The following is a 25,477-nucleotide window of genomic DNA, read 5'->3' on the forward strand; positions in this document are numbered from 1 at the left end:
ACTCCGGGCGAGGCCCCGGGTGACGGAGGCGCCGAGGATCAGCGCGAACGAGGTGGATCGGGGCGTCGGTTCGAAGGCCCCGCGCGGCTGAGGTGGCGGTCACCCCGAATCGGAAGCGTCGCTGTCGGGGGAGCGCGCGAGCGTACAGTCGGGCGGTGGAGCGTACCGAATCGATGCTGGCGCAGACCCGACCGCCCGGCGTGGCCGACGTCGATCCCGGCAGTGTGCTGCTGCCGGGCCACGACGTGCCGCTGGGTCGGTACACGACGGTGCGGCGTCTGCTGCCGCAGCGGCCCCGACGGATGGTCGGCGCGTGGTGTTTCGTGGACCATTTCGGCCCGGACGATGTGGCGCAGCGACCCGGCATGGAGGTCCCGCCGCACCCGCACACGGGGCTGCAGACGGTGACGTGGCTGCTCGACGGCGAGATCATCCACCGGGACAGCCTCGGCAACGTCCAGGCGATCCGACCCGGCCAGTTGAACGTGATGACCTCCGGGCACGGCATCGCCCACTCGGAGCGGTCGCCGGCAACGCACCCACCGGTGATGCACGGCGTGCAGCTCTGGGTGGCGCTGCCGGACCCGGCGCGGGCCGGCGCGGCCGACTTCGCGCACCACGCCGACCTGCCACGCTGGCGCGACGGCGAGGTCGACGCGACCCTGCTGGTGGGCGAGTTCGCCGGGCAGCGCTCGCCGGCCGTGGTGCACACCCCGCTGGTGGGCGTGCAGCTCGAGCTGGGCGGGTCGGCGCCGACGACGCTGCCGTTGCGGCCCGACTTCGAGTACGCCCTGATGGCGATGTCCGGCGCGGCCGAGGCCGCCGGAGTGGGCTTCGAGCCAGGAGCGCTGCTCTACCTGGGCACGGGTCGCAGTGAGCTGACCGTGCGCGGCGGGGCGGGGGCGCGGCTGTTGCTGCTGGGCGGGACGCCGTTCGAGGAGCCGCTGGTCATGTGGTGGAACTTCGTGGGCCGCTCGCACGAGGAGATCGCCACGGCCCGGGAGGACTGGATGGCCGGTCGGCGTTTCGGGGTGGTGGCCGACGACGCGGCGTCGCCGCTGCCCGCGCCCGCCCTGCCCACCACCCGGCTCAAGGCCCGCGACCGCACCGGCGGCCTGCACGGCTGATGCTGGCGTGTGACCGCCGGTCGCTCGGGTAGTCGCCGCCCATGGCGACCACTCTGATCACGCCCATGGAGGATCGCAAGCGCCTGGCCCGTCGCCTCGCCGGCACTGGCCGGGGCTTCGCCGAGCAGTACGGCTTCCGGGTGACAAACAACCCGGCGAGCCTGTTCCAGGTGTTGTGCCTCGCGGTACTGCTCGCCCGACGGGGCGACTTCCGGCGCGCGGTGGACGGCGCGCGGGCACTGCGCGACGCGGGCTGGGACAGCGCCGCCCGGCTGGCCCGTTCCCTGCACGCGGATCGGGTCCGGGTGTTGCGGGACAGTGGTCAGCGGGGTGATGTCGACGCGGTGGCCGACGTGCTGGGTGACCTGGCACGGACGGTCGTCGACAGGTACCGGGGCGACCTGCGTCGCCTGCGCGCCGCCGCCCACCACCACCCGGCAGCCGAGCGTGCCCTCCTGGCCGACCTGCCCGGCGTGGACGCCCAGGTCGTCGACCTGTTCCTGCGGGAGGCGCAGGCGCTGTGGCGGGAGGTGACCCCGGTCGCGGACCGGCGGGCGTTGGCGGCGGCCCGCCGGCTCGGGCTGGGCCGCTCGGCGGACGATCTCGCCGGGCTGGCCGGCGGTGAGTCGGAACGGCTGGCATGGCTGGTGGGGGCCCTGGCGCGGGTCGAGCTGGAGCACCGGTACGCGGACGTGACCGACCGACCGTGACGTGCCCTGGCCCACAGTTCCGCAAAAACTGACCGTATGGAGGATGTTCTGTCGTATGGTTGTACCCGGCAGTGCTGACCGCTCGGTTCGGGCGGGCATCCACCGCCTGGTGACCGCGACCGGTTCGGACGTGGTTCACCGCCTGGGCAGGTTTGCGTGGCGCCCCCGGTCGCGGTTCGTGGCCAAGGGGCGCCCGCCTGTCCCGGCGAGCGTCCGCCAGCTCCGGCACGACCGTCGAGCAGCCGGGCAGAGCAGCAAGGCACCCCTCAGCGTGCCAGCCCCGCCAGCAGGTTCACCGTGACGGCGATGACGAACGCGCCGAACAGGTACGACACCATCGAGTGCCGTAGCACCGTCCGGCGCATCTCGTTGCTCGTCAGGTTGGTGTCGGAGACCTGGAACGTCGCCCCGACGGTGAACGCCACGTACGCGAAGTCCGAGTAGCGGGGCGGTTCGCTCTGGTTGAAGTTCACCCCGCCGTCCGGGCCCGTGTAGTAGATCCGCGCATAGCGGGCGGCGAAGACGGTGTGCACGACCAGCCAGGACAGCACCACGCTGAGGACGCCGAGGACGCCGTACAGGTCGCGGCGCGTTCCGGGTGGCGCCGCGTGTGCGCTGGCGAGGACCAGCCCGATGGCCAGCAGGCTGGCGAGGCAGGCGATCAGCAGCAGCACGTCCCGGATGGCTCGGTTCGGGTCCTCGTGCACGGCGAGTTCGGCGGTGCGGGTGGCGTCCATCGGCCAGAGTTTGTGCCACACCAGCACCAGCCAGCTCAGCGCGGCGACGTCCCAGCCGGCCAGCGGGGCGAGCGCGGGCGACAGCGTCAGGGCGAAGACGCCGCCCACGATGACGCCGACCACCCCCACGATCACGAGCTGCGCCGCCGCGGGGATGTGCCCGTCCGGCGGGGGCGACGGTGGGCTGGCGCCGGTCATCCGCGACGCCGGCTCGCCACGGCGGAACCCCCCCACCGCCGAGGTCAGATGCCGCGCAGGTGCTGCGACACCCGGTTGTGCTTCTTGTCCCGGGCCTGGGTCGCGCGTTGCGCCGGGCCCACCTCGGGGGCGGCCTCGATGCCGGCCGAGCGGGCCACCTCGGTGCCGTTGGCGTAGTCCACCGGAGGCAGCGCGCGCAGCGCCTTGAGCACGTCCGGCGGGGCGCCTTCGCGTTCGGCCTCGCGGACCACGTCGTCCTTCTCGGCCGGGTAGTCCAGGCTCGACAGGTACTGCAGGACGTCCGCGTAGCTCGCCATGTCTTCAGGCTCCCTCGGGGCATGGATTGGTCGCGTCCGGCGGCGGTTACCCGTCAGCCGGCAGGTCACGCCCGGGTCGGTCCGGGAAATCCGGCGTCGTTTCCACCACGGCGCCGCGGGTACCCGCAGGCGCCGCAGACACCGTTCGAGGGAGTACGCGATGAACTACGACACCTTCGTCGACCAGGTTTCCCAGCGCACCCGTACGTCGTCGGAGCAGGCCGTCCAGCTGACCCGGGCGGTGCTGGAGACGTTCGCCGAGCGGCTGACCGGTGGCGAGGTGCTGGACCTGGCGGCGCAGTTGCCGCAGCCGCTGCAACTGGTGCTCAAGCCGAGCCCGAGCACCGAGCAGGCGGACCGGTTCGGGGCGGCCGAGTTCGTGGCGCGCGTGGCGTTGCGGGCGCGGGTCGAGGAGCCGGCGGCGCGGGACGCCGTCCGGGCGGTGTTCACCACCCTGCGCGAGGCGATCACGGGCGGGGAGTTCGACGACGTGGCGACGCAGTTGCCGCGCGACTACCGGGACCTCGTGGAGCAGGCGATGGCCCCCGGCGCGACGCTGCGTCGCGCTTGAGTACGGCTCACACAGCGGTTGGCCAGGGCAACCATCGACGTCCGGCTTGGCGTGTCGATCAGGCCTGGCCTAACCTGGTCGTGGCGAGGGGAGTACTTCCCACGAACCATTCCGGTCAGTACGGCACGCCCGGCGTGCCTCGGGTGGTTGCCCATCGGGTGATGGGTGAAGGAGACCTCGAACATGACACGGTGTTCGAGGAGACCCCATGACCGAACTGTCCCCCTTGGCCGCGGCGAGTGACCTGTCCTCGGTCGGCACGCCCACCCTCTGGGCGCTGACGATCGCCGGCGTGGTGCTCCTGCTGGTGCTGGACTTCCTGGTGACGCGCAAGCCGCACGAGGTGTCCATGCGCGAGGCGATCGGCTGGTCGACCTTCTACATCGCCCTGCCGCTGGCCTTCGGCGGCTGGCTCTGGGCCCGCTACGGCTCGCAGCAGGGCATCGAATACCTCACCGGTTACCTCGTCGAGAAGTCGCTCTCGGTCGACAACCTCTTCGTCTTCATGCTGCTGCTGGCCGCGTTCGCGGTCCCGGCGGTGCTGGCCCAGCGGGTGCTGCTCTACGGCATCGCGGGCGCGCTGGTGCTGCGGGCGGTCTTCATCGCCCTGGGCGCGGCGGCCCTGCAGACCCTCGACTTCGCTTTCCTGCTCTTCGCGATCATCCTCATCGCCACCGCGGTGAAGCTGCTGCGCGACGCCCTCTCCGGGCACGAGCAGGAGGTCGACATCAACAAGATGCGCTCGGTCAAGCTGCTGCGCAAGGTCATGCCGGTGGTCGACGACTACCACGGCACCCGGATGACCGTCCGGGAGGGCACGCGGCGGGCGCTCACCCCGTTCGCCCTGGTGGTCGTCGCGGTGCTGGCCACCGACGTGGTCTTCGCCGTCGACTCGGTGCCGGCGGTCTACGGCATCACCGAGGACCCGTACCTGGTCTTCGCCACCAACGCCTTCGCCCTGCTCGGCCTGCGGGCGCTCTACTTCGTCCTGCACGCGGCGCTGAGCCGGCTGGTGCACCTCAGCTACGGTCTGGCGATCATCCTGGCGTTCATCGGGCTCAAGCTGGGCCTGCACTGGGCGCACGGCATCTGGGAGAGCGTTCCGCAGATCCCCACCCTCGCCTCGCTCGGCGTGATCATCGGGGTGCTGGTGGTGGTCACCCTCACCAGCCTGCGCGCCACCCGGGGCGGCACGCCCGCCGAGCGCGAGGTCGTGACCGACCGGCACTGACCCGCGCCGCGCCGGGCCGGCAAGGGGGTACGCGGGAAAGCTCCCGCCCCGGCCGGCCCGGGTGGTACGACTGTGCAATGGGAATCGTGTCACCGGGCTTCCAGGGCCGGCCCCGCTCACAGGAGCCCGCGCTGCCGCCCGGTCAGTACCTGACCGAGGACTTCCCGGTGCTCTCGGCCGGCCCGACTCCCCGGGTCTCCCTGGACACCTGGGAGTTCGTCATCGCCGCCGAGAACGGCGCCGAGTACCGGTGGTCGTGGCAGGAGTTGATGGCGCTTCCGCAGGAGACGCCGACCGTCGACATCCACTGCGTGACCCACTGGTCGAAGCTCGGCACCACCTGGACGGGCGTCTCCCTGGACACCCTGCTCGACGGGGTGGACACTGGCGCGCACTTCGCGCTGGCGCACTCGTACGGCGGGTACACCACCAACCTGCCCCTGGACGACCTGCGCGGCGGCCGGGCCTGGGTGGCGCACACCTTCGACGGCGCACCACTGCCGGCCGAGCACGGCGGTCCGGCCCGGCTGCTGGTGCCCCACCTGTACTTCTGGAAGTCCGCCAAGTGGGTGCGCGGCATCCGGCTCAAGACCATGGACGAGCCGGGTTTCTGGGAGACCGCCGGTTACCACGACTACGGCGACCCGTGGCGCGAGCAGCGGTACCAGGGTGACTGAGCGGGCCGTGGCGACGGGCACCCCGGCCCGCGCGCCGATCAGGTGGCAGGTGGCCCGGCTGGTGGAGCGCCGGGTGGAGACGCCGTCCGCGCAGACGCTGGTCCTGGAGGTGCCCGACTGGCCGGGGCACCTGCCCGGCCAGCACGTCGACGTGCGGTTGACCGCCCCGGACGGCTACCAGGCGGCCCGGTCGTACTCGATCGCCGGGCCGGTCGTCGACGGGCCCGGCGGCCCGCGCATCGAGGTGACCGTCCAGCGGGTGCACGACGGCGAGGTGTCGCCGTACCTGATCGATGTCTTCGCCGCCGGCGACCCGGTGGAGATCCGCGGACCGCTCGGTGGCTGGTTCATCTGGCGGCCCGAGCAGACCGAGCCGGTGCAGCTGGTGGCCGGCGGCTCCGGGATCGTGCCGCTGATGGCGATGATCCGCGCGCGGCGGGCGGTCGGCAGCAAGGTGCCGTTCCGGCTGATCTACTCGGTCCGGACGCCGCAGGACCTGATCTACGCCGACGAGCTGCGCCGCCGGGGCCGCGACGACTTCGGCCTGGACGTGGCGTACGTCTACACGCGCGAGGCCCCCGACGGGTGGCGCGGCGAGCCGCACCGGCTCGGCCTGGCCGACGTCAACACCCACGGCTGGCCGCCGGATCTGCAACCGCTCACCTACGTCTGCGGTCCGACCGGGTTCGTGGAGGCCGTGGCCGACCTGCTGGTGGGACTCGGCCATCCGTCCCGGCGGATCAGGACCGAACGCTTCGGCCCCACCGGCTGACAGCGCGCCCGCCGCTCACCGTCTCGTCGAGGAGATCCGATGACCAACATGTCCTACCTGGACGGCAACATGCTCGACGGTCCGCTGCGCGAGCTGTTCGCCGTCGACCTGAGCACCGCTCAGGGCCGCTGCGAGAACTGCGGCATGACTGGCTCGATGGCCAGCCTGCACGTCTACTCGCACGCTCCGGGTCTGGTCGGCCGCTGCCCGTCCTGCGAGTCGGTGATGGTGCGGCTGGTGCGCGGGCCGGACCGGGCCTGGCTGGACATGCGTGGCGTCACCTACCTCCAGGTGCCGATGCCGATGGAGCAGGCGCTGCCCGAGCCGCTGTGACTGGGGCCGGCGGGTCCAGCCGGTTCACGTATGCCGAGATGGTGGTGTGCGCTTCCGGTCCTTGACACGGGGATGGCGGGGCCGGAAGCGTCGGCGGCAGACTGACCGAATGAGCACCGGTCGGTGGCACGGCGTTCCCCTGCGGGTTCGGCTGGTCGTGGCGGCGGCCGTGCTGGTCTTCGCGTACGGCGGTGTGGTGCACGTACTCCAGCTGTTCGTCCCCGGTCTCCGGCCGCAGCTCGCGCTGCCCGGCTGGCTCGCGGTCTACTTCGCGTCCCTGACCCTGTGGGATCCCATGGCGGCGCTGCTGCTGGCGGCCCGCCGTCCGGCGGGGCTCGCGCTCGGCTGCGCCGTGCTGGTGACGGATGCCGCCGCCAACGGGTACGCCAACTACGTGCTCGACCCGGCCGGCGGCGTCACCCCGGGGCGGATCGGGCAGGCCGTCATCACCGCCCTCGCCCTCGCGTTCGTCGCGCTCGCCCCATGGCTGGCCCGCTGGTTCGTTCGCTGAGCCGGCCACCGCCCGCCTGGTCCAGGCCGAGAGGATGCGATCCGGCGGCCAACACCCGCCCGACAAGCTAGGGCTCGAGGGTGGCGGGCATGCTGAAGGCGGCGACGTGACGGGCACCGATGAAGGCGTTGCTCTCTACGATCTTTCCGTTCTCGATCCGGAGTACGTCGACGACCAACGCCTCGTAGTGCGGGCTGCCGGGCCGGCGGAGATAGTTGATCAGTGCCGGGCGCCCGTTGGCAGAGGTGGGGAACGTACGCCAGTCGAGCGGTCGGCCGAGGAACTCCACCGCCGCATCGATCCCGACGACCGGGGGCTCGGGCGGCATCGTGATCCGTACGTCCTCGGCGAGCAGTTCCCGGATCGTCTCCGGGTCCTTAGCGTTGGCGTAGCGGCGCAGGATCTCTTCGTCCTCCCTGGTGAGCTGCGGGCGGCGCCAGTCCTTCGGGTCCGACGGTGCTTGCCCCCGCAGGGTGTGGCGGGCCCGCTGGAGAAGGCTGTTGACGGCCGCTACGGCGGTGTCGAGCGCGGCGGCGATCTCCTGCGGCGTCCAGCCGTAGACGTCGCGCAGCACGAAGGCTGCCCGCTGTCGCGGCGGCAGGTACATGAGCGCTGCGATCACGGCCAGCTCGACGGTCTCCCGGGCGGCGAGACCGCTCTGCGGATCGTCGGCCAGCAGGGCGTCGGGATAAGGACCGAGTTCGGTGGACCACTCCAGCGGATCACCGTACGGTACCGTCCGATGACCAGCCGCCTTGCGGCTGTCGAGGAAGACGTTCGTGGCGATCCGGTAGAACCAGGTACGCGCCGACGCCCGACCCTCGAAGCGGTCGCGAGCCCGCCAGGCACGCAGGAAGGTCTCCTGCACCAGGTCATCCGCGTCGGTGACGTTCCCGGCGAGGCGGTAGCAGTGGACGTGTAGCTCACGCCGGTGCTCGTCGAAGGCGCGCTGCAGCCAGACCGCCTGCTCATCGGACGAGTCGGACATCTGGTTTCCCCGGGGCTGAGTGGTCTTCACCACCGTACTGACGACTGCGGACCCATTCGTCATCGGTCACCGATGACGATCGTCGACTCGGTCGTCTGTACCTCTGACCGACCCCCACTCCACGAAGGAGAGAGCCATGACGGCAACCCCCACGTCCAGCGCGGCCGCGCCCCCGGTCGTCGACCGGGAGACCTGGCTGCGCGAGCGCGACGAACTGCTGGTCCGGGAGAAGGCCCATACCCGCGAAGGAGACGCGATCGCAGCCGCTCGTCGTCGACTGCCGATGACCTTGATGCCAACGGTGACGGTACGGGGCACTGGCGGGGACACCCCCCTGATGGAGGTGTTCGAGGGCCGCCGGATGCTCATCGCCTACTTCCACATGTGGCACGACGGCAAGCCGCACGAGCACCAGTGTGAGGGGTGCACCTTCTCGACCTGTCACATGCAGATGCTGGACTACCTACACGCTCGGGACGTCACCTACGCCGTGTTCTGCCAGGGTCCCTACGAGGAAAGCGCCCCGTTCGCGGAGTTCATGGGCTACCCGTTCCCCTGGTATTCGGCGAAAGACTCCGACCCGGCCCTGGCCGACGGTCGTGACTTCGGGTTCATCGCGTGCTACCTACGCGACGGCGACAAGGTCTACGAGACCTACTGGACCACCGGGCGGGGCGTGGAGGCCTTGATGACCACCTACCATGCCCTGGACCTCACGGTGTACGGCCGGCAGGAGAACTGGGAAAACTCGCCTGAGGGCTGGCCGCGGGTTACCGGGCACCCGTGGCGTCTCAACGGCCGTCCCACCGCGCAATGGTCACGTCCCGGCGTCGCACCGCGATGACGTCATGATCGAGGTGATCATGCTCGGGTCGGCCGCGGTGTCGGCCTGCTGCTGCGTCGTGCTGGGGCCGTGCTCATGGCGCTCGCCGTGCTGATGCATCAACACGGGGGGTCGATGACTGCCCACCACATGACCGCCGGGCCTCGGACGGACCACGGCACCGTCACCGGCCATGACGCGGCGCTCGTGTTGCTACGCGCCGCGACGGCGGTTTACCTCTGCTGGATGGCGACCGCGCTCGTCCGGCTGCGCAATCGACCGATCACGGACCTGCTCCGTTGGGAGCACCTGGCCATGGGGGCAAGCCTCACGGCCATGAATCTTCTTCACGGCACTAGGCGTGCTGCTACGGTGCTCTCCGGTCGGCCTCGGCGACGACGGCGAATACGGCGTCGACCACCGCCTTGGGCTGGTCCTTGTGGATGTAGTGGCCGCTGTCGGGCACCGCGTGGTGGACGCCACGTGGGAAGAGCGCGGCCGTCCGGTCGGCCAGCTCGCGGGAGCGCTGGTGCAGGGCGGCCGGCTTGCCCCGCGTCGACGTCAGGATGCGCATCGGCACGTCGGGCACCGCCGACGCCGCACGCGCGGCACGGACCTCCCGGGCGCAGGAGTTGGCGAGGCGGTTCTCCGCGCGGATGGTCGCGACCTGGCCGTACGTGCCATAGCTGGCCAGGTACGCCGCGGTGACCAGATCCTGGGTACCGGGGTCGTCGGTGCAGCGTCGCGCGAGTTCGCCGCCCATGTTCACGGCGATCCGGTTGAAGAGCCCGATCGCCTTGAGCAGCGGAAGGGCGTTGAGGACGAGGTTCGACGAGACCCGCAGAGCCAACGGCACCTCGGTCGTGGTGTCCTCGTGGAACGCATCGACGAGAACCACGCCTCGGGTCCGGTCGGGCCGGGCAAGCGCCGCCAGTTCCGCGAGCAGTCCGCCCCAACTGTGCCCGACCAGCACGGCGGGCCCGACGTGATCCAGGAGGGCCACGAGGTCACGTACCTGGGAGTCCAGGGTCAGGCGCGCGACGGGGTCGCTGGCGCCCAGGCCGGCGCGGTCGTAGGCGACGACGCGCGTCCTCTCGGCCAGTGCCGGCAGGATGACGGCCCAGTCCAGTCCCACCTCACCGGCCCCGGACACCAGGATGACGGCGGGTTCGGCGCGGCCGGTCTCCACCCACCCCAGTCGCCGGCCGGACTCGCGGCTCAGGTGGCGACCGGCGACAGCACCGGGCACCAGGCGCGACAGGGCTCTGATGACCGGATCCTGCGCTTCCGTGTCCACCAGACCTCCCCGTCGCCGTCCGGCTCTGGACAGTACAAAGCCGTCACAACGTCGACGGTCCTCAGGAGGCCTCGGTGGTTCAGTCCGGCGCGATCTGGCGCAAGAGCACCCGCAGCAGCGGCAACTCCGGCGACTGCGTGGAGGTCGCGGACAACCTGCCGGGCCTGGTGGGCGTCCGCGACAGCAAGGACCCGAGCGGCCCGGCGCTGGTCGTCACCCCGGCGGCCTGGCGGGCCTTCGTCACCTTCGTCACGCGCCACTGATCCCCACGCCGGCTTGGCCGGCTACGTGATCGACTCCGTTTCGGCGATGTCGGGGTGTCCGAGCGCCCGGGACACCCCGACATCGGCGATGTCGAGTGGATCACCCCGGCATCGGTCTCGGCCGGCGTCGAAAACTCGGATGCGGGCGGGCGTGCTCATCCCTAGGCTTCCGCTCCGCGGTGGACCGCGCCCCATTCGGATCGGAGATGAGCAGACCGATGACCTCTCACCTGTTCGCGATCAGCTTCGACGCGCTCGAACCTCTGCGTCTGGCGCAGTTCTGGTCCGGGATCCTCGGCTGGGAGATCGTCGAAGATCCGCGCGAGGGGGTGGGGCTCGTGCCCACCGACGGCACCGGGTTCCGACTGCGCTTCGCACCGACCGAGCAGCCGAAGGTCGTCCAGAACCTCATGCACTTCGACCTGACGAGCACCTCGCCGCAGGATCAGGAGCGGACGGTCGCCAGGGCGATCGAGCTGGGTGGACGGCACATCGACATCGGTCAGGGCCCGGACGTCGACCACGTGGTGCTGGCCGACCCGGAGGGCAACGAGTTCGACGTCATTCCGCCGGGCAACAACTTCCTCGCCGGCTGCGGGTTCGTCGGCGCGCTGGCCTGCGACGGTTCGCAGGAAGTCGGGTACTTCTGGGCCGAGGCGCTCGGTTGGCCGCTGGTCTGGGACCAGGACCAGGAGACCGCGATCCAGTCGCCGCGTGGCGGCACGAAGATCACGTGGGGTGGGCCGCCCTACATGTCGCGCGAGGGCGAGGGCCGGGTGCGCCTCGATCTCGCGCCACCCGTCGACGGTGACCAGCAGGCGGAGGTGGACCGTCTGCTCGCCCTCGGCGCGACCCGGGTAGGCACCGACCCGGCCGGTCGAGTCGTGTTGGCCGATCCCGACGGCAACGAGTTCTCCGTGCTGACGCCCCGCTAGGCCGTGTATCAAAGCCCCTGGCCGGCCTGCGGAGGCCGAGAGGACCGGCCGTTTCGGCCATTGGTGAACCGCCGCTCGCGGGCCGTGGTCCGGCCGGGTCGGAGCCGCCCGCTCCATTGAGAGTGATGCCTGTGGGTCATCAAGATGACTCACAGGCATCACTCTCAATGTGGTGTCCGCCGTCCGCGCCTCGGCTCGACCGAGGACCTTGACACACGGCCTAGTCGGTTGGACAACCGCCCCGTTGGTCGGTCAGAGTGGTCCGCCGTGAGATACCTGCGCAGTGGTGGTCCCGCCGCGATCCGGCGACCCCGACCGACCGACGTCGACGAGTTCGTGGCGGCCGTGCGGCGGAGCCGGGGCCTGCACCACCCGTGGCTGGCCGCGCCGGAAACGCCCGAGGAGTACGACCGTTACCTCGCCCGGATCCGGCGTCGCGACAGCGCCGGCTACCTGATCTGCGACCGGGCCAGCGGAGACATCGCCGGTTACGTGAACATCAGCGGCATCGTGCTGGGCGCGCTGCGCGGCGGGTACCTCGGGTACGCGGCGTTCGAGCCGTACAGCGGCACCGGCCACGCCTCGGCGGGCATCGCCCTGGTCATCGACCACGCGTTCACGAGCGTGGGGTTGCACCGGCTGGAGGCGAACATCCAGCCCGGCAACGAGCCGTCCCGGCGGGTCGCCCGCAAGCTCGGCTTCCGCCTGGAGGGCTTTTCCCCGGACTACCTCTTCATCGACGGCGCCTGGCGCGACCACGAACGCTGGGCCATAACAGCCCCCACCCCACCTCCCGCCCCCACCTCTCTCACCCCACCTCCCGCGTGATCATGAAGTTAGTGTCACGACACGCCGAGGCGGGTGACAATAACTTCATGATCAACGGGGCGAGGGCGGGGCGGGCGGGGCGGGGGCGGGGTCGAGAAGGGGTCAGGCTCCGGGGCGGGGGAAGGCTACCGGGCTGCGGAGGCCGGCGCGGTTGACGGCGCGGATGCCGAAGAAGACGTTGTCCTTGGACAGGTCGATGCTGACCTCCGTTACGTCACCGACCCCGATCACCCGCTGCCACTCGGCGGCCGTGGTCTCGCGCCACACCACCTCGTAGCCAACCAGGTCCGGCTCGTCGCCGTGCTGCCAGCGCAGCGTGGTGTTGTTGGTCAGGTCGGTGGTCACGATGATGGCGCCCTTGGGCGTACCGGGAGCCTGGGCCAGGGACCACAGCGCCGCGCCGTTGACCCGTGCCACCCGGGCGATGTACCCGAAGTCGCAGAACTCCGGCAGGTCACCGAACTGCTTGCCGTCCTGCACGCGGACGTCCTGGTGCTGGTGGGCGAAGTCCTCGTTCGGCTCGGTGAACCGGGCCGCCGGCCAGCCCTCGCGCAGGAACGAGATGTGGTCGCTGCCGCGCAGGTAGCGGTCCCGCCGGTAGATCACCCTTACCCGCATGCCGGTCGCGTCGTTGTCCGCCACGTCCCGGACGAACCGGGCGAGCTGGCGCGACGGCGAGTCGTTCTCACCGCCGACGGACTGGCGGGTGGTGGCCTCCGCCGGCGTCTCCGCGGTCGGCACGCCCTCGGCGAACAGCCGCACCGAGTACGGGTCGCGGACACCGTCGTCGGCGGTGCTGCTGCCCACGATGTCGTCGCTGAACATGCCCTGCACGTCCGCGCCGGCCGCCTTGAGCTGCGCGGCCAGGTACGCCGAGCCGTACAGGCCCTGTTCCTCGGCGGCCACCGCGGCGAACACGATGGTGGCGGCTGTCGGCCGGGTGGCCATCAGGCGGGCCAGCTCCAGCACCACGGCCACGCCTGAGGCGTCGTCGTCGGCTCCAGGGGCGTCGCTGACGGCGTCCATCACATCGGTGACCCGGGAGTCGTAGTGGCCCGTCACCACGTAGGTGCGGTTCGGTGACGTGACGCCGCGCAGGGTGGCGACCACGTTGGTGATCAGGGTGGCGGTGGGGATCCGGGACGCGGGCTGCTGGACGTACGACTGCAGCTCGACCGTCATCCGGCCACCGGAGGTGGCCGCGTACTCCTGCAGTCGGGCGTGGATCCAGTCCCGGGCGGCGCCGATGCCCCGCTCGGGGTCGTCCTGGCTGGAGAGGGTGTGCCGGGTGCCGAACGCGGCGAGCCGGCGCACGATCGCCTCGATCCGGCGTGGGTCCACCTGGCGCAGCAGCTCGCGCAGCTCGCGGCCGGGCCGCTGCGGGTGAGCTGCGTGTCCAGGGCCGGCGGGGCCGGCGTCAGCGGCGGCGGGCGCGGCCAGGGCCGGCAGCGCGACGGTGACGGCGGTCGCCGCGGTGGCGGCAGAGGCGGACAGGAAGGTGCGGCGGGTGGGCCTCGTGGGCGATCCGCCGATGTCGTCTGATCCCATTGGGGCATCCTGCCCATCGATGGTGGTGTCTGTCCATATCGTTCGAGGTGGATGGATGACGGAGTCGCCGCCGGAACCGACGTTTGTCCTGGGCTGCGACGGGAAACGGCCGGCAATGACGAAACCTCGTGTGGTGATCGTGGGGGCCGGGTTCGCCGGTTACCACGCGGCGAAGACGTTGAGCCGGATCGCCCGGGACCGGGCCGAGATCGTGCTGCTGAACTCCACCGACTACTTCCTGTACCTGCCGCTGCTGCCCGAGGTGGCCGCCGGGGTGGTCGAGCCCTCGCGCATTGCCGTCCCGCTCACCGGCACCCTCAAGGGCGTCCGGGTGGTCATCGGCGAGGCGGACCACGTCGACCTCCAGAACCGCTGGGTCGGCTTCACCCAGCCCGAGGGGGAGAAGAACCGCCTGGCGTACGACCGGCTGGTGCTCGCCGTGGGCAGCGTCAACAAGCTGCTGCCGATCCCGGGCGTCACCGAGTACGCGCACGGCTTCCGCGGCCTGCCCGAGGCCGTCTACCTGCACGACCACATCGTCCGCCAGGTGGAGTTGGCCGAGCAGGCCGAGGACCCGGCGGAGCAGCAGGCCCGCTCCACCTTCGTGGTGGTCGGCGCGGGTTACACCGGCACCGAGGTCGCCGCGCACGGCCAACTGTTCACCGACGCCCTGCACGCCCAGCGACCCCGGCTGACCGTCCGGCCCCGCTGGATGCTGCTCGACGTCGCTCCTCGGGTACTGCCGGAGCTGGACAAGAGGATGTCCGACACCTCGCACAAGGTGCTCGACAAGCGCGGCGTGGACGTGCGGATGGGCACGTCGGTGGCCGAGGCGACCTGCGACGGGGTCAAGCTCACCGACGGCGAGTACGTCCCCACCTGCACGCTGGTGTGGTGCGTGGGCGTACGCCCCGACCCGTTCGTCAACGAGCTGGGCCTGCGCACCGAGCGCGGCCGGCTGGTCACCGACGAGTACCTGAACGTCCCGGGCTATCCGGAGGTCTTCGCCTGCGGCGACGCGGCGGCCGTGCCCGACCTGGTGAACCCGGGGCAGATCTGCGGCATGACGGCGCAGCATGCCCAGCGGCAGGGCAAGCGGGTGGCGCACAACATCGCCGCGTCGTACGGCTTCGGCAAGCGCCGGCCGTACAAGCACCACGACCTGGGCTGGGTGGTCGACCTGGGCGGCAAGGACGCCGCCGCGAACCCGTTGCACGTCAACCTCGGCGGGCTGGTGGCCAAGGCGGTGACCCGGGCGTACCACCTGATGGCGATGCCGGGTAACCGTACCCGCGTGGGGGCCGACTGGGCGCTCGACGCCGCGCTCACCCGTTCCGCGGTGCAGTTGGGGCTGGTGCCGGCGAACGCGGTGCCACTGGAGAGCACGTCACCCGAGGTCGCGGCGCGCGGTCGCTGAGCGGGACGGGTCCGCCCGACGTGGCCCGTACTCGCGCAGCAGGATCTGGACGATGCCGGCGGCGGGGATCGCCAGCAGCGCGCCGAGCAACCCGGCCAACTCCGCCGCGAGCAGCAGGCTCAGCAGCACGGTCAGCGGGTTGAGCCGGACCGCGCGGGCGAGGATGAGCGGTTGCAGCACGTGGTTCTCCACCTGCTGGTAGACGACGAAGAAGACGAGGACGACGATGCCGGCGGTGGGGGAGTGCAGGAATCCCGCCCCGGCGGCGAGCACCGCGCCGATCGTCGCGCCCACCAGCGGTATCAGGTCGGCCACCGCGACCAGCAGCGCGATCACCCCGGCGAACGGCACCCCCGTGAGGCTCAACACCAGAAAGGTCAACGCACCACAGATCACGCTGATCACCAGGTTGCCGGTGAGGTAGCCGGTGACCGTCCGGGACACCTCCCGGCCGACGCGGCGCAACCGCTCGCCCTGACCGTCCCCGGCCAGCGCGAGCACGCCGCGGGTGATCCGCGGCGATTCCAACACCATGAGGTACGCCAGCACGACGACCGTGACCAGCCCCGCGACTCCCTCCACCACGCCGCGCAGCACCCCGACGGCGGGTTGCCGCAGCCTGGTGCCGAGGTCGCGCAGCTCGTCGGCGTGCGCGCTGGCGTAGCGCCGTACCCCGGTGCGGTCCAGGAACCCACCCAGCGGGCCCCGTCCGGCGCGCGCGTCGCGCAGCAGCTCGGGCCCCCGCTCGGCGAACCGGCCCACCTCGTCCAGCAGCGGCACCAGGATCACCGTGGCGAGGACCGCCAGCACGACGAACGCGGCGAGGAAGACGAGCAGCGTGGCGAGTGCCCGGCGGCGGACGAACCGGCGTTGCAGCCGGTCCACGGCCGGTTTGAGCGCGACCGCGAAGAAGGCGGCCACCACCGCCCAGACAAGCACCCGGCGGGTCGCGTACCCGAAGGCCAGCGCGAGCGCGGTGGCCAGCACCAGCCCGATCACGATCAGGGTCCGGCGGGCGGTGGTCCGGTCGTCGGCGTTGCTCACCCGCCGCGCCTTCCCCGCCCAGACGGCAGGAAACCCGGCATCAGGGACGGTACCGCCGGTCGGCCCGCCCGGGTCGGGCGGGTCAGCGGCCGGCGTCGTCGCTGTCGGCCAGCGGGTGGGCGCCGGCCACGAAGGTGTCCAGGGCGGCGGCGTGCAGCAGCCCACCCGGGATCGGGTCGCGCAGCGCGGCCACGGCCAGCCGACCGACCGGCAGCCCGCCGGGACGGTGCGTCGCGGCGAGCACCAGGTTGCCGTAGCGCCGGCCACGCAGCATCCGGCGGTCGCCGAACACGCAGACGTCCCCGAAGACCGCCCGCAGCGTCGCCACCTGCACCCGGGTGCCGACCAGCGGTGGCAGGTCCGTGACGTTGACCAGGTAGAGCCCGCCGGGCCGCAGGACCCGGGCCACCTCGGCGGCGAACTCCACGGTGCGGACGTGCCGGGGCATCCGGGCGGCCCGGTAGATGTCGGCGATCACCAGGTCGTACTCGTCCGCCCCGGTGGCGGAGACCGCCTCCCGGGCGTCGGCGACCTCCACCCGCACCTCGGGTGGCAGCGGCGGCAGCTCCCGCGCCACCAGGTCGACCACCGCGCGGTCCCGCTCCACGACCAGCTGCCGGGAGCCGGGCCGGGTGGCGGCCAGCCAGCGGGGCAGCGTCAACGCGCCGCCGCCGAGGTGGAGCACGTCCAGGGGTACGCCCGCCGGTGCCGCCAGATCCACGGCCGACGCGATCCGGCGGACGTACTCGAAGTGCAGGTGACGCGGATCCTCGACGTCCACGTACGACTGCTCGACGCCGGCGGAGAGCAGCGTCCGTCCGGTCTTGCGGACCGGATCGGCGACCAGTTCCAACCGGTCGGCGGCACGGTTCATGACGGCACGCTAGCCGAGCGGCCGACGGGCCGGCGGCGCGGGAGCACCCGCGTCCGCCGGCCCGGGTACGTCACGACGGCGGTCAGCCGCTGGCCATTCCGGCGCCCACCTCGTCGATCGCGTCGTCGATCACGTGGGCGAGGTCCACGTCGAGCGCGGTCACCCCGTCCGCCTGGTTGGTGCGGACGGTCAGCACGGCCGCCGTGTCGCCGGGACGCCCGATGCTCGGACCGCGTCCGTTCTCCGCACGCAGTTGGTCGAGCCGGGCGAGCACCCGGTCGAGGTTGTCCGGCGGCAGCGCGACCACCCGGTACAGGCCGGTGGTGTCGCCGGCCCAGTACGGCAGGTCGTCAAGTGCCGCCTGGACCTGCTCCTCGTCCAGGGTGGGCGTGGTGGTGGACGCCCCGACGATGCCGCCGCCGGCCGCTGGCGGGTTCAGCAGCTCCCGCAGGCCGTCGGGGACGTGCAGGGACTCGATCAGGTCGCCGTCCTGCTCGGCGAGCGCGGCGATCGTCGCCTCCGCCTGGTAGCGGGCCTGCTCCGGCGTACGTCCGCTGATCCGGCCCACCTCGGCCAGGAAGCCGGGCAGATCCCGGTGCCGCTCGATGCCGTCCACGGGCACCACGTCGTGCAGCGAGTTCGGCACGGCGGCGAGCAGTCGTTGCCGCTCCGCCGCGTCGAGCGCGACGGCGAGCACCAGCACGGTCGCCTCGGCACCCACCTTCGCCGTCGGGAAGTCGACCCCGGACCGGCGTCCGACGTCCTCGACCAGATCCCGGTAGCCCATGCTGGTCACGCCGGCCGCGCCACCGGGCGGCGGCTGCGGTCGCGGGTTGTCCGGGGTACCCCTGGACGGCGGTGCCGGTCCACCACGCGTGGTGTCCGCCTTGTGCCGTCCGGCCGGCGGCGGGCCGGCCCGTCTGCTCTGGTCCAGACTGGTGAGCTGCTTGGAGGCGCTCAGGCTGGCGCCGTACTCGCTGGGCTGGCCGCCCTGTTCGCGGGCCTGCCGGGCCAACGCCCGGCGGCGCTGGTTGTCGCCCTCCATCTGCTTGCGCATGGTGACGCCCCTTCCGCTGGGGATCGATCCTGCGACGGTCGCGTTCCCGCCGTGCCGGGAGCCGAAACGGACGCTGCCGGCCGAGTAGGGCTGCGCGTCGGCCGGGCTTCATCCGCCCGGGGTGAGGGGCGCTCACCCGTGCGGCCCGCAGGATCGGGGCAGGAGGCAGTTCTTCCGAGGTACGCGGAAGGAAGGTCGTCATGAAACGGATCGTCGAGATCGTTCCCGCTCGACCCGGCTGGTACGCCCGCTGGCAGCTCACGCCCGACGCCACCCGGTGCTACCCGGTGAGCCTGTGGGCGCTGCTGGAGGAGGCCGACGGAACCGGTCGGGAAGTGGTCGGGATGGACTGCATCGGCCAGTGGCCGGGTGCGGACGACAACGAGGCGGGTGGGGAGTTTGTCCGCTACCTGTACCAGACGCCCGACTCGGGGGAACCCGACGACATCGAACCTCCGTCGACCGTCGAACTGCGCGACGGCGGGCCCCGCCTCCAGCCGATGACCGCGCCCTAGGCATTTCTCCGGCCCCCGGCCCCAGGTCCCAGGGTCGGGGGCCACCCCCCTCGTGCGGGGGTGGTTGCTCGGTGCGTCCGTCAGCCGGTGGCGCGCAGGTCGTCGTCGCTCTGCACGCTCAGCAGCTCGGTGAGGCCGGTGCGGTCCAGTAACTGCTGGATCTGCGGGCTGACCCCGATGAGCCGGATCGCCCCGACGCCGCGACGCACGATCAGCAGGGCGCTGAGCCCGGACGAGTCGCAGAGGCCGACGCCGCTCAGGTCGATCGTCACCTGCTGCTCACCGTGCAGACCGGCCGCGGCGGCCACCAGCTCGGGCGCGGTGTCGTAGTCGAGTTCGCCGATCAGCCGGAGCCGGACGTGACCGGCGTCGGGCCGGCTCACCTCGATGGTCAACAGCTGGTGGGGCATTCCACCATGTTCCCAGTCCCGGCGCGGAACGCAAATCCCGGGGCCGCGCCTCGCCGGATCACGCGGTGGCGGCGGACGCCTCGGCGTCGGGCCCGCCCTCCGCGCGAGCGGAGGGCAACGGCCGACCGATGAGCGTCGCCACCCCGGTGATGTCCAGGATCGTCGCCAGGAAGCGGGGGACCGAGCGCAGCCGCAGCCCGGCGCCGACCGCCTGGCCCTCCCGCCAGGCGTGCACGATCACGGCGAGCCCGGTGCTGTCGATGAAGGCCAGGTCGGCGAAGTCCAGCACGATCGCGCGGGGCGCGTCGGCGAGGATCCGGTCGATCTCGGCGTGCAGGGGCGCCGAGGTCGCGTACGCCAGCTCGCCGCCCACGCGGATCAGCGGCAGGTCGGGCTCGGACCGGTCGACGGACATGATCAGTGGCTTCGCGTCGGCCCTACGCCCTTCCGACAGCACGATCACGCCCTCCCGCCCGCCGGTTCCCCGGCCGTTCCGAGGGGATCGTAACAACCGCGGACCGGGTCCGCTCGCTACGCGAACCGCGGCCCGACCTGCTGTCAGATGCCGGTCACGGCATACCGGCGTAGGGTGGGTGGACAGGGACACGTTCGGGTGGACGACAAGGAGTGAGGCTCAGCTGGTGACTGCTTCCGACGTCAGGGACTGGGACCCGGGCGACGGACGGATCTCCACGCCGAGTACCACACGGGCCCCGGCGTGGTCCGCCGACGCACCGACCTGGCCCAGGCCCGCGCTGCCGCCGCTGGCCCCCGACCGCGACCAGGCCACTCCGGACTGGTCCGAGGTCGTCGAACACTTCCGCGAGGGCCTGGTGGTCTGCGACGCGGACGGTGTCGTCCGGCACGTGAGCCCGGTGGCCGAGCGGCTGTTGCCCGAGGTGGTACCCGGGGAACCGCTGGCGGCGTCCGGGGTGCCGGGATTGGGCGAAGGCGTGCCCGGGAACGTCACCCATCACGGCCGTCGGCTCGCCGCCCGCCAGGTGCCGCTGTCCGGCGGTCGCTGCTGCTGGTACGTCGAGGACGTCACCGAGAGCGTCAGCCGTGCCGACGCGTTGCTCGCCGAGCGGGCCCGGTCGGCCTTCCTGGCCGCGGTGGGCGACAAGCTGGGCAACCCGCTGCACCCCGACCGGGCGGCCGCCGCGGTCGTCCGGCTGGCCGTGCCGACCCTGGCCGAGGTGGCGGTGCTGGTGCTCGCGCCCCGCGCGGGGCGGGCCCGGTGGTGGCGGGCGACCCGCGCCGACGACGAGGCACCGATGGTCGACAGCGGCGTCCTGACCGGTGCGACCCTTCCTGCGGCCATCGCCGACGGGCTGACCGGTGTCGAGCCGCACACGGTCGACTGGCTGGTGGAGCAGGCGGTCGACGCCGGCTGGCTGCCCGGCCTCACGGGCGTCGACAGCACCGCCCGGGTCGTCCCGCTGCCGGGCCGCGACACCCCCGTCGGGGTGCTGTTGGTCGCCCGCCGCTCCAGCCGCTGGTACGACGAGGACGACGTCGAGTTGATCCGGGCGTTCGCGGCCCGGGCGGGCGCGGCGTTGACCACCGCCCAGCTGTACCGCGACCAGGCGGAGGTCGCCGACACGTTGCAGGCCAGCCTGCTGCCGGTCGAGCCGACCGAGACCGCGGGCGTGCAGTGGGGCACCGCGTACCGTCCGGCGCAGGCGGGACTGCGCATCGGCGGCGACTTCTACGGCTCGCACCGGCTCGTCGACGGCGGTTCCGTCTTCTTCCTCGGTGACGTCTCCGGCAAGGGTGTCGAGGCGGCAGTGTTCACCGGTCAGCTTCGTCAGTGCCTGCAGGCGCTGCACCGGGTGGAGTCCCACCCGGGCCGACTGTTGCGGCTGCTCAACGACGCCCTACTCGAGACGACCCAGGCCAACGGCCAGGGCCGCTTCGCCACCATCGTGCTGGGCGTGTCCCGTCCGCAGCGCGACGGCGGCGTCACCCTGACCATGGCCGGAGGCGGGCACCTGCCGCCGCTGGTGCTGCGCAACTCTGGCGAGGTCGAGACGGTGCCGCTGCGCGGCATGCTGATCGGGGTGGTCCCCGACCCGCGCGTCGGCGAGGTGACCGTACGGCTGGCACCGGGCGAGACCTGCCTGCTCTACAGCGACGGCGTCACCGAGGCGCGTGGGGGTCGTCGCGGCGACGAGCAGTTCGGCGCGGAGCGGCTGGTGACGACCGTGACGGGTTGCCAGCGCATGCCGGCGCCGGCCCTGGCCGAGCGGGTCGAGCAGGTGACCTGTGACTGGCTGGGGCACGGTGACCACGACGACATCGCCGTCCTGGCGCTGCGCGCGGTCAGCCCCGGCGGTCGTGGCGCGCGACACCTGCACGCCGTTCCCCCGCCGACGATCGCCGACGAGCAGAGGATGAGCCCCGCGTGACCGCCACCGCCCCCGCCGCGGCGACCGACCCGACCGACGCCTATCCCGGCTATCTGGCCTGCCTGGCCGACGCCGACGAGTTCGCCGCGATCGACGTGGCGATCGGCCTGCTGGAGGCGGGCGTGCCGCCGGAGCGGGTGCTGCTCGACCTGGTCGCTCCGGCGCAGGCCGAGGTGGGTGATCGGTGGGCCCGCAACGAGTGGAGCGTGGCGCAGGAGCACGCCGCCACCCACATCAGCGAGCGGGTGGTGGCCGCCGTGGCGGCGTACGCCAACCCGCGTCCGACCGGCGGTCATGTCGTGGTGGCGTGCATGGACGGCGAGTGGCACGCCCTGCCGCCCCGACTGGTGGCCGAGGTGCTGCGGCTGCGCGGTTGGCAGGTGACCTTCCTGGGCGCCAGCGTGCCGGCGGCGCACCTCGTTTCGTACCTGCACCGGCACGACGCGCAGGCGGTCGCGTTGGCCTGTGCGCTGCCGATGCGGCTGCCGCACGCCCACCGGATGATCGAGGCGTGCCGACGCTCGGACGTGCCGGTCGTGGTGGGCGGGCGGGGCTTCGGCGCGGATGGCCGGTGGGCGGCCCGGCTCGGCGCGGCGTGGGCGCCGAGTGCGCCGTCGGCTGCCGAGTTGATCGCCGACGAGCGGGCGCTGCGGCGGGTGCCGCCGGCGCAGCTCGCGCACCTGGCCGACGACGAGTACGCCAGTCTGGTCCGCCGCCGTGGCGAGTTGATCGACAGCGCGCTGACCGAGCTGCGCGAAAAGGCGCCCGCGACGCGCGAGTACACGGCTGCCCAGCTCGACTCGACGGTGAGCGACCTGGGTCACATCCTGGACTCGCTGGCCGCCGCGTTGTACGTCGACGACGCCTCGCTCTTCACCGAGTTCGTCGACTGGCTCGCGGAGATCCTGACGAGCCGTCGGGTGCCGGCCAGCGCCGTCGCGCTGACCCTGGAGCACTTCGCCGCCGAGCTGCGGGACTATCCCCGGGCAGCGCACGCGCTGGCCCTGGGGTGCGCCGGGCTGGCCGCCGCGTCCCGTTCCGCCGGCTGACCAGGGTCGGCCAAACGATCACCACGCGCTGCGGAGCGTCGTACCCCCCTGCGTATACTTGCCGCACTGCAAATGTCCCACCCGTCGGTGGGGCGAGCGAGGGGGAGACGGTGACGTTCAGTGTCAGCGACGCCGAGCGCGACGGCGGTGTCGCCTGCCTGCGGCTCGCCGGTGAGCTGGATCTGAGCACCGCCGACGTGCTGGCCGCCGCCATCGACCGGCTCAGCGCCGCCGGTGAGCGGCGGGTGCTGCTCGACCTCACCGACCTGACCTTCTGTGACTCCACCGGCATGGCGGTGTTCGTCCGGGGCGACAACCGGGCCGCCGAGGATGGTGGCTGGCTGAGGCTCACCGGCGCCAACGGTCGGGTCGAGCGCGTGTTGCGGGTCACCGGTCTGGCCGACGTGCTCCGCTACGTTCCGGACGCGGCAGACCCGGCGTCCCACAGCGCCCCCTGATGGGCTAGATTTCCCCGCCAGCATGGTGACCGTCCGGTTGCCATTCTCCGTCGACCCGAGGCAGGTAGTGATGGGCGACAGCCCGCAGCCGGTACGCATCCTGGTGGTCGACGACGATCCCGGCGACGTGCTGATGATCGAGGAGGCGTTGGCCGACTCCGACGTCGAGAAGATCATCGACGTGGTGAGCGACGGCGAGGAGGCGATGGAGTTCCTCCGGGCCGAGGGTCGCCACGCCGAGGCCCGTCGACCGGACGTGATCCTGCTCGACCTCAACATGCCGCGGATGGACGGGCGTCAGGTGCTCGGGGCGGTCAAGCAGGACGAGGATCTGCGGACCATTCCGATCGTGGTGCTGACCACCTCGAACGCCGACACCGACATCGTCGGCAGCTACACGTTGCAGGCCAACGCGTACGTCACCAAGCCGATCGACCTGGACGACTTCAACGACGTGGTGCGCCGCATCGACGAGTTCTTCGGCCGCGTGGTCGTGCTACCCAAGCGCCCCTGATCCGTCCGTCCCGCGCATGCTGAACATTTTTCCCGAACCGCCTCGGTAGGTGTCGTCGCGCCCGAGGATCCAGGTGGGGAAGTAACAGCGGCTGCCTGGGGGCGACAGTATGAGGTTCTCCGTCGTGAAGACCGGCTACGACCAGCGACAGGTGGATGCCTGCCTGGATGAGCTGGGGATCAGGTTGTCCCGGCTCGCGGCGCGGGCGGAGGGCGCGGCCGGCGTGACCCGGGAGTGGGACGAGATCCGCCAGGAGGCGACCTGGCTCAGTGGGCTGCTTGAGCGACTGGACCTGGGCGACGCCGCGACCGCCCGCCGGGACGGCGACGCGGTGCGTCAGGAGGCGGACGAGATCCTGGCGCAGGCCCGCCGCGCGCTGGACGAGGCCCGCGAGGAGGCCCGTCGGGTCCGGGAGCAGGCGTACGAGGATGCCGTGCAGGCCCGACGTGAGTTCGAGGAAGCGCTGCACGCGCGCCGCCGCCGCGAGGCCCTGGTGGACGAGATCCTCATCGGCGTGACGGCTGAGCCGGTGCCGGCCGACACGCCCACGGCGGCCGCCGGCACGGGCGTACCCGCGACCCGGGTGGCGGCCGCCGGCCGGGACAGCGGGGCGCAGCCGCCCACGGGGCGTACGTCCCGCTGAGGCAGCCTCAGGCGAGCAGCGCCGCCGCCACCGTGGTGGCCCGCTCCTCGTGCGGCGCGTACGCGTCGGGGTACGCGGAGACCTGCACGGCCTGGGCGGCGGCGGTGAGGCTCATGTCCTGCCAGCCGGGGATCTCGGCGAGGGCGGTGTAGAAGGCGCGGGCGGCGTACGAGGGGCGCATCAGCTCGGCGACCGTGCCCCACCCGCTGCTGGGCCGCTGCTGGAACAGCCCGACCGAGTCGTGGTCGGAGCCGCTGCCCTGGTGCGGGTACTCGCTCGACTCCGGCAGCACGTCGCTGGCCAGGTTGTAGAGGTTGCTCTCCTGCATCGCGGTCGCGAGCGCCACCACCAGGGCGCGACGCGGCATCTTCAGCTCCAGGCCGACGTCCACGATGATCTTCGCGTTGTCCATCTGTTGCTGGTCGAGCCCGGCGACCGGGCGTGGTCGGCGAGGCTTGACCGGCTTCTTGGGGGCCTTGCGGGTGACGGTGGGCCGGGGGGTGGGCGAGGCCGTCGGGGTGGGGATGACCCGGGCCGGGGCGATGTCGCGGTCCAGCGACCGGGAGGCGCGCTCGTCGGCGATGGCGGCACGGTCGGCCAGCGCGTCGGCGATCGGTCGTACGGGCTGCGGGGCTTCCTGCCCGTCTCGGGTGGCGGCGAACGCGCCCAGGCCGAGGCAGCAGGTGACGCCGGTGGCCAGGGCTACCCGGACCGGGGTGGCGCCGAGCAGGGTGCGGCGCGGCGGCTCGGGGGCCCGGTGACGGCCGATCGTCCGTTCGGTTGATGCGGCGTCCCTCGGGTGGGTGGTCGAGGGCGCGTCGGTCAGCTTCTGGGCGGTGGGGTCGTCGGGATGCACCCGCCGAGGCTAGATAGTCGGTTGCCCGCTGCCATCGGCCCCAAGAGTGGCATGCGCCACAATTTGCCCGAATCCGCGACGGAGTATTGGGCGAAAGCCGGTTATGCCGGCAAAACCTCGCTGATCAGGCGAGCCGGGTATTCCCGATTTACCCGGTGAAGGCGGTCATCGTGCCGCGCGGAGAAGCGGCTTCCCGCAGGGTTGCGGCCATCCCCCGGTCGACCGATGGTGGGTTCCACCGAACGCCCGACCACGATGCCGGCGGCCGGTGGATGAGCCATCCCGGTCCGGGGCCGTCCAGTGGACGAGCGTGATGACTCCCAGGCATCAAGATGCCCCAGAGTCATCAGGCTCACCGGGAGGATG

The 25,477-nt window shown here is 72.2% G+C and carries 30 protein-coding genes; 19 read left to right on the plus strand and 11 right to left on the minus strand.

The features are described from left to right. Positions 1 to 155: 155 nt before the first annotated feature. Together ACN269_RS01950 and ACN269_RS01955 are read left to right on the plus strand one after the other, a co-directional pair. Positions 156 to 1,127 (plus strand): pirin family protein, encoded by a 972-nt coding sequence (locus tag ACN269_RS01950; protein WP_421470704.1) that lies wholly within the window; start codon positions 156 to 158, stop codon positions 1,125 to 1,127. Between the two features lie 41 nt (positions 1,128 to 1,168). Continuing rightward, the gene (locus ACN269_RS01955; RefSeq protein ID WP_421470705.1) at positions 1,169 to 1,837 is read left to right on the plus strand and encodes a hypothetical protein; all 669 of its coding nucleotides are present in this window, start codon (positions 1,169 to 1,171) and stop codon (positions 1,835 to 1,837) included. Positions 1,838 to 2,103: 266 nt separating this feature from the next. On the opposite strand, the gene ACN269_RS01960 is transcribed toward ACN269_RS01955, so the two are convergent. Together ACN269_RS01960 and ACN269_RS01965 are read right to left on the minus strand one after the other, a co-directional pair. Then, positions 2,104 to 2,772 carry a DUF1345 domain-containing protein gene (locus tag ACN269_RS01960; RefSeq protein ID WP_421470706.1) on the minus strand — a complete coding sequence of 223 codons (669 nt, stop codon included), beginning with the start codon at positions 2,770 to 2,772 and terminating at the stop codon, positions 2,104 to 2,106. 44 nt (positions 2,773 to 2,816) lie between these two features. Beyond that, the gene (locus ACN269_RS01965) at positions 2,817 to 3,089 is read right to left on the minus strand and encodes a DUF2795 domain-containing protein (RefSeq protein ID WP_357399052.1); all 273 of its coding nucleotides are present in this window, start codon (positions 3,087 to 3,089) and stop codon (positions 2,817 to 2,819) included. 160 nt (positions 3,090 to 3,249) lie between these two features. On the opposite strand from ACN269_RS01965, the gene ACN269_RS01970 reads away from it, so the two are divergent. The 6 genes from ACN269_RS01970 to ACN269_RS01995 all read left to right on the plus strand — a co-directional run bounded on the left by ACN269_RS01970 (position 3,250) and on the right by ACN269_RS01995 (position 7,184). Further along, positions 3,250 to 3,660, plus strand: a complete 411-nt coding sequence (locus ACN269_RS01970; protein WP_421470707.1) for a DUF2267 domain-containing protein — start codon at positions 3,250 to 3,252, stop codon at positions 3,658 to 3,660. Positions 3,661 to 3,868: 208 nt separating this feature from the next. Continuing rightward, the gene (locus ACN269_RS01975; protein WP_421470708.1) at positions 3,869 to 4,891 is read left to right on the plus strand and encodes a TerC/Alx family metal homeostasis membrane protein; all 1,023 of its coding nucleotides are present in this window, start codon (positions 3,869 to 3,871) and stop codon (positions 4,889 to 4,891) included. Between the two features lie 77 nt (positions 4,892 to 4,968). Further along, a complete protein-coding gene (locus ACN269_RS01980) occupies positions 4,969 to 5,568 on the plus strand; it encodes a sulfite oxidase-like oxidoreductase (protein ID WP_421470709.1) in 600 nt (199 codons plus the stop codon). Between the two features lie 7 nt (positions 5,569 to 5,575). Next, positions 5,576 to 6,340, plus strand: a complete 765-nt coding sequence (locus ACN269_RS01985; protein ID WP_421476164.1) for a ferredoxin reductase — start codon at positions 5,576 to 5,578, stop codon at positions 6,338 to 6,340. A 39-nt stretch (positions 6,341 to 6,379) separates the two neighbouring features. Continuing rightward, positions 6,380 to 6,673, plus strand: a complete 294-nt coding sequence (locus tag ACN269_RS01990) for a DUF6510 family protein (RefSeq protein WP_421470710.1) — start codon at positions 6,380 to 6,382, stop codon at positions 6,671 to 6,673. Positions 6,674 to 6,782: 109 nt separating this feature from the next. After that, a complete protein-coding gene (locus tag ACN269_RS01995; protein WP_421470711.1) occupies positions 6,783 to 7,184 on the plus strand; it encodes a hypothetical protein in 402 nt (133 codons plus the stop codon). 67 nt (positions 7,185 to 7,251) lie between these two features. On the opposite strand, the gene ACN269_RS02000 is transcribed toward ACN269_RS01995, so the two are convergent. Next, positions 7,252 to 8,172: an RNA polymerase subunit sigma-70 gene (locus ACN269_RS02000; RefSeq protein ID WP_421470712.1), complete on the minus strand. Its 921-nt coding sequence runs from the start codon at positions 8,170 to 8,172 to the stop codon at positions 7,252 to 7,254. Between the two features lie 136 nt (positions 8,173 to 8,308). On the opposite strand from ACN269_RS02000, the gene ACN269_RS02005 reads away from it, so the two are divergent. Beyond that, the gene (locus tag ACN269_RS02005) at positions 8,309 to 9,016 is read left to right on the plus strand and encodes a DUF899 family protein (protein ID WP_421470713.1); all 708 of its coding nucleotides are present in this window, start codon (positions 8,309 to 8,311) and stop codon (positions 9,014 to 9,016) included. A gap of 346 nt (positions 9,017 to 9,362) precedes the next feature. Here ACN269_RS02005 and ACN269_RS02010 read toward each other — a convergent pair whose 3' ends face one another. Next, positions 9,363 to 10,292 (minus strand): alpha/beta fold hydrolase, encoded by a 930-nt coding sequence (locus ACN269_RS02010; protein ID WP_421470714.1) that lies wholly within the window; start codon positions 10,290 to 10,292, stop codon positions 9,363 to 9,365. Between the two features lie 74 nt (positions 10,293 to 10,366). Between ACN269_RS02010 and ACN269_RS02015 the strand changes: the two genes are divergently transcribed. The 3 genes from ACN269_RS02015 to ACN269_RS02025 all read left to right on the plus strand — a co-directional run bounded on the left by ACN269_RS02015 (position 10,367) and on the right by ACN269_RS02025 (position 12,318). Beyond that, positions 10,367 to 10,555: a DUF397 domain-containing protein gene (locus tag ACN269_RS02015; protein WP_421470715.1), complete on the plus strand. Its 189-nt coding sequence runs from the start codon at positions 10,367 to 10,369 to the stop codon at positions 10,553 to 10,555. 218 nt (positions 10,556 to 10,773) lie between these two features. Further along, a complete protein-coding gene (locus ACN269_RS02020; protein ID WP_421470716.1) occupies positions 10,774 to 11,490 on the plus strand; it encodes a VOC family protein in 717 nt (238 codons plus the stop codon). 267 nt (positions 11,491 to 11,757) lie between these two features. Beyond that, positions 11,758 to 12,318 carry a GNAT family N-acetyltransferase gene (locus ACN269_RS02025; protein WP_421470717.1) on the plus strand — a complete coding sequence of 187 codons (561 nt, stop codon included), beginning with the start codon at positions 11,758 to 11,760 and terminating at the stop codon, positions 12,316 to 12,318. A gap of 102 nt (positions 12,319 to 12,420) precedes the next feature. On the opposite strand, the gene ACN269_RS02030 is transcribed toward ACN269_RS02025, so the two are convergent. Further along, positions 12,421 to 13,866 carry a M20/M25/M40 family metallo-hydrolase gene (locus ACN269_RS02030; protein ID WP_421470718.1) on the minus strand — a complete coding sequence of 482 codons (1,446 nt, stop codon included), beginning with the start codon at positions 13,864 to 13,866 and terminating at the stop codon, positions 12,421 to 12,423. Positions 13,867 to 13,981: 115 nt separating this feature from the next. On the opposite strand from ACN269_RS02030, the gene ACN269_RS02035 reads away from it, so the two are divergent. Further along, positions 13,982 to 15,283: an NAD(P)/FAD-dependent oxidoreductase gene (locus tag ACN269_RS02035; protein ID WP_421470719.1), complete on the plus strand. Its 1,302-nt coding sequence runs from the start codon at positions 13,982 to 13,984 to the stop codon at positions 15,281 to 15,283. Here ACN269_RS02035 and ACN269_RS02040 read toward each other — a convergent pair. From ACN269_RS02040 to ACN269_RS02050, 3 genes are all read right to left on the minus strand, one after another. Then, positions 15,254 to 16,327: an AI-2E family transporter gene (locus tag ACN269_RS02040; RefSeq protein ID WP_421470720.1), complete on the minus strand. Its 1,074-nt coding sequence runs from the start codon at positions 16,325 to 16,327 to the stop codon at positions 15,254 to 15,256. The two genes, ACN269_RS02035 and ACN269_RS02040, sit on opposite strands and share 30 nt — an antisense overlap. Positions 16,328 to 16,409: 82 nt before the next feature. After that, complete coding sequence (locus tag ACN269_RS02045; RefSeq protein ID WP_421470721.1) at positions 16,410 to 17,201, minus strand: spermidine synthase; 792 nt, start codon at positions 17,199 to 17,201, stop codon at positions 16,410 to 16,412. Positions 17,202 to 17,283: 82 nt separating this feature from the next. Then, positions 17,284 to 18,258 (minus strand): DUF2267 domain-containing protein, encoded by a 975-nt coding sequence (locus tag ACN269_RS02050; protein WP_421470722.1) that lies wholly within the window; start codon positions 18,256 to 18,258, stop codon positions 17,284 to 17,286. A 200-nt stretch (positions 18,259 to 18,458) separates the two neighbouring features. Here ACN269_RS02050 and ACN269_RS02055 point away from each other — a divergent pair, with 200 nt between their 5' ends. Next, on the plus strand, positions 18,459 to 18,773 hold the full coding sequence (locus tag ACN269_RS02055; RefSeq protein WP_355052350.1) for a hypothetical protein: 315 nt from the start codon (positions 18,459 to 18,461) through the stop codon (positions 18,771 to 18,773). Positions 18,774 to 18,853: 80 nt separating this feature from the next. Here ACN269_RS02055 and ACN269_RS02060 read toward each other — a convergent pair whose 3' ends face one another. Together ACN269_RS02060 and ACN269_RS02065 are read right to left on the minus strand one after the other, a co-directional pair. Beyond that, positions 18,854 to 19,183, minus strand: a complete 330-nt coding sequence (locus tag ACN269_RS02060; RefSeq protein WP_421470723.1) for an STAS domain-containing protein — start codon at positions 19,181 to 19,183, stop codon at positions 18,854 to 18,856. A 58-nt stretch (positions 19,184 to 19,241) separates the two neighbouring features. Then, on the minus strand, positions 19,242 to 19,598 hold the full coding sequence (locus tag ACN269_RS02065; protein ID WP_421470724.1) for an STAS domain-containing protein: 357 nt from the start codon (positions 19,596 to 19,598) through the stop codon (positions 19,242 to 19,244). A 226-nt stretch (positions 19,599 to 19,824) separates the two neighbouring features. Here ACN269_RS02065 and ACN269_RS02070 point away from each other — a divergent pair, with 226 nt between their 5' ends. From ACN269_RS02070 to ACN269_RS02090, 5 genes are all read left to right on the plus strand, one after another. Next, on the plus strand, positions 19,825 to 21,591 hold the full coding sequence (locus ACN269_RS02070; RefSeq protein WP_421470725.1) for a SpoIIE family protein phosphatase: 1,767 nt from the start codon (positions 19,825 to 19,827) through the stop codon (positions 21,589 to 21,591). Continuing rightward, complete coding sequence (locus ACN269_RS02075; RefSeq protein WP_421470726.1) at positions 21,588 to 22,640, plus strand: cobalamin B12-binding domain-containing protein; 1,053 nt, start codon at positions 21,588 to 21,590, stop codon at positions 22,638 to 22,640. Before ACN269_RS02070 ends, ACN269_RS02075 begins: the two co-directional genes overlap by 4 nt. Positions 22,641 to 22,750: 110 nt before the next feature. Further along, positions 22,751 to 23,098, plus strand: a complete 348-nt coding sequence (locus ACN269_RS02080) for an STAS domain-containing protein (RefSeq protein ID WP_421470727.1) — start codon at positions 22,751 to 22,753, stop codon at positions 23,096 to 23,098. Positions 23,099 to 23,168: 70 nt separating this feature from the next. Beyond that, positions 23,169 to 23,612, plus strand: a complete 444-nt coding sequence (locus ACN269_RS02085; protein WP_421470728.1) for a response regulator — start codon at positions 23,169 to 23,171, stop codon at positions 23,610 to 23,612. Positions 23,613 to 23,721: 109 nt separating this feature from the next. Further along, positions 23,722 to 24,255, plus strand: coding sequence for an ATPase (locus ACN269_RS02090; RefSeq protein ID WP_421470729.1), 534 nt, complete (start codon positions 23,722 to 23,724; stop codon positions 24,253 to 24,255). Positions 24,256 to 24,262: 7 nt separating this feature from the next. Here ACN269_RS02090 and ACN269_RS02095 read toward each other — a convergent pair whose 3' ends face one another. Beyond that, positions 24,263 to 25,111 (minus strand): hypothetical protein, encoded by an 849-nt coding sequence (locus ACN269_RS02095; protein WP_421470730.1) that lies wholly within the window; start codon positions 25,109 to 25,111, stop codon positions 24,263 to 24,265. Positions 25,112 to 25,477 lie beyond the last annotated feature (366 nt).

Source organism: Micromonospora sp. WMMD736, from assembly GCF_049179015.1.
GTDB lineage: Bacteria > Actinomycetota > Actinomycetes > Mycobacteriales > Micromonosporaceae > Micromonospora.